The sequence below is a fragment of the Synechococcus sp. UW179A genome (assembly GCF_900473965.1).
GTDB lineage: Bacteria > Cyanobacteriota > Cyanobacteriia > PCC-6307 > Cyanobiaceae > Synechococcus_C.
The window spans coordinates 107644-113643 of record NZ_UCNJ01000005.1; the positions used below are offsets into that span (position 1 = coordinate 107644).

At 53.4% G+C, this 6000-nt stretch carries 6 protein-coding genes; 4 read left to right on the forward strand and 2 right to left on the reverse strand.

Annotation, left to right across the window (positions count from 1 at the left end; genetic code table 11):
* Positions 1 to 9 precede the first annotated feature (9 nt).
* Positions 10 to 663, forward strand: a complete 654-nt coding sequence (locus tag DXY31_RS02840) for a peptidase (RefSeq protein ID WP_114991879.1) — start codon at positions 10 to 12, stop codon at positions 661 to 663.
* A gap of 117 nt (positions 664 to 780) precedes the next feature.
* Entirely contained in the window at positions 781 to 1428 is a 648-nt protein-coding gene (locus DXY31_RS02845; RefSeq protein WP_114991950.1) for a L,D-transpeptidase, read from the forward strand.
* A 44-nt stretch (positions 1429 to 1472) separates the two neighbouring features.
* Here the strand turns inward: DXY31_RS02845 and DXY31_RS02850 are convergent, their stop codons facing one another.
* Positions 1473 to 3035: a hypothetical protein gene (locus DXY31_RS02850; RefSeq protein ID WP_114991883.1), complete on the reverse strand. Its 1563-nt coding sequence runs from the start codon at positions 3033 to 3035 to the stop codon at positions 1473 to 1475.
* Between the two features lie 783 nt (positions 3036 to 3818).
* Positions 3819 to 4487, reverse strand: coding sequence for a bifunctional phosphoribosyl-AMP cyclohydrolase/phosphoribosyl-ATP diphosphatase HisIE (gene hisIE / locus DXY31_RS02855; RefSeq protein ID WP_114991887.1), 669 nt, complete (start codon positions 4485 to 4487; stop codon positions 3819 to 3821).
* Between the two features lie 67 nt (positions 4488 to 4554).
* On the opposite strand from hisIE, the gene DXY31_RS02860 reads away from it, so the two are divergent.
* Positions 4555 to 5046 (forward strand): 6-carboxytetrahydropterin synthase, encoded by a 492-nt coding sequence (locus tag DXY31_RS02860; RefSeq protein WP_114991889.1) that lies wholly within the window; start codon positions 4555 to 4557, stop codon positions 5044 to 5046.
* 326 nt (positions 5047 to 5372) lie between these two features.
* Complete coding sequence (locus DXY31_RS02870) at positions 5373 to 5879, forward strand: hypothetical protein (protein ID WP_114991893.1); 507 nt, start codon at positions 5373 to 5375, stop codon at positions 5877 to 5879.
* Positions 5880 to 6000: the final 121 nt, after the last annotated feature.

Sequence of the window (6000 nt, forward strand, 5' to 3'; positions counted from 1 at the left end):
ACCAGTCCAATGCTTGATGACCCCTGTCCCCCGGTTCAGCAGGTTCGCAGGCTCGAGGGTCAGCCCTTCACTGCAGCAGCAGCTCAAACAGCTCCTGGATACGGGGCGCGTTTGGCGACCACGGCTTTCGGGATTCCGTCCCTACCTCGGTGGTGTGTCTGGGTCGAGCCTGCTGCTGCAGCTGAGGCGGATCGATGGGAGCGACGCTGGCTGAATGCCGTCAATGCCGCTTTGCAGGATTGGATGCCTCTGTTGCCGATTCTGCGTGTGAGTGATCCCAACCGGGCTCACATCAGGATCGAACGGCGTCGACCGCCTCGGCGTCAGCTGGCGGGGGGCTGGCGAGCCAGTAATGGTCGTGCCGTGCTGCAGCTGCTGGAGGTCCGTCGCTCAGACGTCTGGCGACTGGAACCAGGGGTGACCGTGCTTGTGTCACCGGAGCTGAGGGCAGAGGCCTTGCAAGCCACCGCATTGCATGAGCTGGGCCATGCCTTTGGTCTCTGGGGGCACAGCGATGATCCTGCTGATGCCCTTGCACCGGTGCAAGGAGCCTCGCCGGTGCTCGCTCCCTCTGTCGGGGATCGACGCACCCTGGACTGGTTGCGCGCTCAGCCCACCCGCTTTGGTGAGCCGTTGAATCCTGCCGACACCGCAGCTCAGTGATGGCTATTTTGACGCTCGCTTCAAGCTTCTGACAGGCCGCTGAAAACTCGGCATGCTTCCTCCAGTGAACGATGAATGGCCTTGAGGATTGCAAGCTTGCTGCGCTCAGGCAGCCTGATGCATTCATTGTCTATGGGGGTTGTACTCGTTGTGCTCGCCGGGTGCGGTCAGTCGGGTCCCCTCTCGCAGGAAGAGCGTGCCTCCAAAGACAGCATCAACATTCAGCTGGATGCGACAGACCCTTCCGCGAGCACAGGAGAGCTGAATCAGGGGGGTGAATCCCTTCGTTTCAAGGTGGGGTATGGCCGCAACGGCATTGCCTGCGCTGGATCAACGTTCGAGGAAGGTTGGACTCCGCTGGGCACCTTTCGCGTGAATGCGATTCTGAGCGAGGATCGTTTTGTGATGGATCCTTCTCTAGTCAAGGAGTCCGGAAAGACTGAGGCCTATCTGCGCGAGAACCTGTTTCGCAACATGAGTTCCATCGATTTCAAGGGCGATGGGGAAACAGGTGAGTACGGCAAGGGTTACATCAGCCTGGCGCCCGTGCCTGCGACGCCCCAGCCATTCCGCTTCAACACCTACGACGGCAAATTCCGCTGGTACAGCTTCGCCATTCATGGCACCAACGATCCCAGCCGGGTGGGACAGTCGATCACTGGTGGCTGCATCAACGTCGATCAGAACGTGATGAGTGACCTACTCAAAACAGTGCAGCTTGGAGATGAAGTGGTAATCAATTCTGATTCTCCTTGTGCACCTTAATGATCAGATAGTACTAGCTAGTTGGTCGAATGTATGTTTTTTGCTCAATTAAAATAAAAAGCATTGGCAATTAAATTTGAGCCCTCAATGCTGTTCAAGGCTTCACGGTAGCCATTGAAATTGTTTTCGTATTGATCGAGGATATTGTTGTTGAATGCGATGAGGTTTGAGGAAGGATTGCTGAAGATGAATAGATTCAGTGTTCCGTTGATGTTTTCGGGGAGGTCGAACGTGCGATTGCTATTTGTTGTGACATTGATGGTGCGTTGTTCAATTCTCCAATTATCATCATTTGACTCATAAACCCAGTTGGGCTCGGTTGATATACCGGTGAGAGAGTCTCGTTTGAATACAACGGCACTGGGCTGAATAAAACCGTCGGGAATAATTGGATTCGGGTAGGCATCGTCCTTTGCCAGCGATGTGCCATTTATGCCGATGCCAAACAGCATCGTGACGTTAGAAGGAAGCCTTATTCTGCTGCCATCGTCGAGTGCAACGCTCACCCAGTCGGATGGTCCGCTTGAAGTATTGATAAATGCTGAAATCTCAAAATTATTTTTTAGGCCAGATTCGCTTTCTAAGGCTGATAGGCCATAGGCAATGGAAGAGTTGTCGATGTAAGCACCGTCCATCGTTCTGGAGAGCCCTTCGCGTTTGGCGAAGCGATGACCTTCCTCTTCAGTTCTTTCTCTAGGTGTACGTTCAAAGTCGAGAATTCGTCCATTTGAGAAGCCAACTAATGGCGCCAGTTTATTGGTGTTGCCAGCGGCGTCTGAATTTGAATCAATTGCTAAAGCTGCGGAAGAAAAAACCGATGGACTTGTCAGTGGAAGTTGGCTCGAATCACCCTCGGTGTCGATTTGTATGCTTGAGCGCCGTAATCCGCGGACAGAATTGTAGTCAATTCGTGTGTTAATGCCTCCTGGTATTCGATAAGCCGAATTTGTTTCTGTTTGTCCATTGAGTTCAAGCGATAGGGGGACTATCTGTGCTTCATTTGGTAAATGGGAAGAGTAAGCGGCTGCTTCGATATTGTTTAATGGTCTGAAGCGGCCGCTTCGAGCAACAACCATCGGCTGCGGTGGCAGAGTCCTGTCAAAAATGCTTCTAGCCTTGATGGCGCCCAAGCCCGTAGCGAACACAAGTTGCTTGTTTTGTGCCCAATTCATCAGACTGCCGGGCACGAAATTGCTGTCAGGTATGTCTTTTGCGGGCGTGTAGACAAGGTCTTGCACTAACTTATTCCAATTGAAATTGAATCCAACTGAAGCCGAGAATAAAGGTCGTTCTTCGTTGAATTCTCCGAATCGGGGAAGTGTCTCGAATGCTTCCCTGACATTTCCTAGATAGCCTGAGTTGGTGATGCTGCTGGTGCCTGATTTTGTTTTAAACGTGGTATTGATGGAGTTCGAGCTGGCGAGTGTCGTCAGTGCCCAGGTTCCACCTGAATTGGCAGAAATAGTATCTATGTTGGCAAAAAGGTTATCCAGGTCTCTGGTCAGGCCTCGCTGCTCAAGAGCGTCTAGGGCTCCGGCCGTCATTCCATAAATTGCACTCAGACTGTTCCAGCCGCCACCACTGAAGGTTGCGAGTTTCTGGCTCATCTGATGTCAACGCATCTATTGATTTAAGGATATCTCTGGATTTTTTGTTTTAATCTTGTGTGTTCAATTCTGCATATTGCCGTGAATCTCGAGTTTGTTATTTTCTGGTGATCCAACGATCGGACCCCTCGGTTGCTTTGTGGGGAGGTTGATGGTTTCTGTTGTTTTCCAGAGATCTGATTTTTCTTGTGAATTCATGCCGCTAGAAAGCTTCGCTAGTTGATGCCCGCGCCCCCAGTTCCCGGGATCCAAATCATTGCCTCCGATTCTGTATGTTTGTTGGATTTTGGTGAGCTGCGAATAATCTCTGCTTGCTTAGGAATATTGTTAGAGCGTGTATGTGATCGATACTATTTGATGATAAATGGACTTATTGGTGCTTTCTTTTCAGTTGTGTTGATTGAGCTCATCGGATTATATGGTATTCATGCGGCTTGAGAAATGGGTGGCTTTTCCTGTGTTTCCATCAGGCCCTGCTGGCAGAAACTTGGCTCATTGTCGATCTCTGGATCAGGTATGTAGGTGTGATCTTCTGCCAGCTGCTATGCGATGTAGTTGCATCGAGAATCGACTAAACATAGGTCAATTAGATCAATAACTACGTCAGAGAAATTTATGGCAAGTGTTCGCTGTTTGAAAGCCTGTCCGGCTTGTCCGAAATAGCTAGAGCCACCGATAGCGTCGTTTGAAAGCAGTCAGCTATTGGCTAATTCTCTTTTCGCAATCAATGCATCCGATTGTTCAAAGAATGCTGGTGAGTTCAAGAATCGGTATTTCGTTGCGTCAGTCGCGACGTGGTGCACCCCGACGGGCCGCTAGCACCGCTTGCACTTGCCTCCAGCTGACCCCGTGATGGGCCAGGGCAACCTGCATGTGAAACAGGATGTCGGCGGCCTCGCCTGCAATTTCATCGGTGTTGTTGTCTTTGCAGGCCATCACGAACTCGGCACTTTCCTCACCGATTTTCTTGAGGATGCTGTTGTCACCACCCTTGAGCAGTTTGTTGGTGTAACTGCCTTCCTCAGGATGATCCCTGCGGCTTTCGATCACGCGCATCAGCTCTGTGCAGGCGTCAGCAGGGGGAGCAAGCGACTCCGGGCCCCCCGGGGCGCGTTGATCACTGTCTTCGTAAAAGCAGCTGCGAGCTCCGGTGTGACAGGCCACATCGCCGGCCTGTTCAATCGTGATCAGGATCACATCCGCATCGCAGTCGTAGCGGATGCTTCTCACTGTCTGGGTGTGGCCGCTGGTGGCTCCCTTGTGCCAAAGCTCTTTGCGCGAGCGGCTCCAGTAATGAACCTCACCGCTGCTCAGGGTGAGTTCGATGGAGTGCCTGTTCATCCAGGCCACCATCAGCACGGCACCATCCAGCCAGTCCTGGGCGATCGCGGGGATCAAGCCCGCATCATTGAAATGGAGCTGATCAATGAAGGCTGATGTGAGGGGCTGCATTGGGCTGCGCTTGCTGCAGATGTAGACAGGAAGAATCCTGCCGCAGTGCCTCCCTCTTCTCCTCCCGATGCCTCTGCCCTCCGCTGGTCACACCTGCAGCAAGCATTTCGAGGGGTACCCCTGTTGCCATCGGCAGTGGCAGCACCCTGGACATTGCCGGTTTGTGCACGGTTACAGCCGCAGCTTCACTGTGTGGTTCGCCGCGACCCACCTCGACCCATGTGGGTTTGTGGTGGATTTCTCCAGTCTCAGGCCCCTGGAGGAGCAGCTTAGGAATCAGTTTGACCACACCTTTTTGGTCAATACTGATGATCCGTTGATGCAGCAATGGCAAAGCCTGCATGCACAGGGCGCCCTGGATCTGCGCGTGATGGACAACGTTGGAATGGAAGCCACCGCGCATTTGGTGTGGGACTGGGCCAATAGCTTGCTAAAGGAGCGCGATGCTGGCCGCAGCTGCTGCTGGAAGGTGGAGGCGCGTGAGAACCAGGCCAATGGCGCTTGTTACGAAGAGCTGCCCAAGTGGTTCAGCGCTGCGAACCGTCAACCCGGACAGTGATCAGTACAGCACCAGTTTCAGTTGCTCTTCTCTGCGGCGGGATGGGTAGCCCCGCTCAAGGGCGGGGCCTTCGGGTGTGAGCGCTTAAACCATCAACGGCAACCACAGCCGAGACCATCCGCGCATGGTTCACAGCAGAAAGCTTTGCCGTCGCGCATCACAGCTTTTGCAGCTTCGATTTCGCACTGACAATCGCTGTTGCACTGGCACTTGATCAGATCTGTCGTCATGGTGAATACCGGATTGGGACAGTTCCTTTCTATGCCGGATGAACGAGTCTCAACAGGAGGAGGACCGACCCTAGAGGTACGGTTTAACGTGCGCTTATGCGTAGCCGAAACAGTCACAAGCCTCCCCAGCTGAATCCTGTTGAAACAGGCTGTGAGGACTGTCCATGCCCCGTCGCAAAGCACCACCGGGAACTGACAAGAACGCCCTGGCAGAACGCTGACGGCTGGTGGAAGCTCACCACATCAGGTCGGCTCTGGTGGGCTCCTCTGGGTGCTCGACGCTGGCGCTGGACACCATGGTTCGTCGCTGACGATCTGCTCTGGCACTCGAGTAACACCACCAGCCTTGAAGAAACGGAATCACTGCTGAAACTGCTGGCCGATGGCCGACAGAAGCAGCTCGATGATCGACTTGAAAGACGTGCTGCCGATGCTCGTCGCCGCCGGGCTCTTCAGCCAGCCCATCCGCTCAGGCAGTGTTGCTGTTGTGGCTGCACGTTCACGCCGAAACGTGCGGATGCCAGGTGCTGCTCAGGTCGCTGCCGGGCAAAGCTCAGCCGCAATAAGGCGTTAGACGCTTGCTGCGGCACTCAATGCAGGTGATGCCAACGCAATTGGCGAGATGTTCACGAGTGGCTGAGCGCTGCACAGTTTCTTTGAATTTGGATGCAAACGAAACTGATTCTCATCAGCAGATTTGCGCTTCTGATTGTGATTCTCAAGA

Bases quoted from the DNA above. Each gene is read 5' to 3' on its own strand.
- DXY31_RS02860 (WP_114991889.1), top strand. From the start codon at position 4,555: ATGCCTCTGCCCTCCGCTGGTCACACCTGCAGCAAGCATTTCGAGGGG.
- hisIE (WP_114991887.1), bottom strand. From the start codon at position 4,487: ATGCAGCCCCTCACATCAGCCTTCATTGATCAGCTCCATTTCAATGAT.
- DXY31_RS02840 (WP_114991879.1), top strand. From the start codon at position 10: ATGCTTGATGACCCCTGTCCCCCGGTTCAGCAGGTTCGCAGGCTCGAG.
- DXY31_RS02870 (WP_114991893.1), top strand. From the start codon at position 5,373: ATGCGTAGCCGAAACAGTCACAAGCCTCCCCAGCTGAATCCTGTTGAA.
- DXY31_RS02850 (WP_114991883.1), bottom strand. From the start codon at position 3,035: ATGAGCCAGAAACTCGCAACCTTCAGTGGTGGCGGCTGGAACAGTCTG.
- DXY31_RS02845 (WP_114991950.1), top strand. From the start codon at position 781: ATGCATTCATTGTCTATGGGGGTTGTACTCGTTGTGCTCGCCGGGTGC.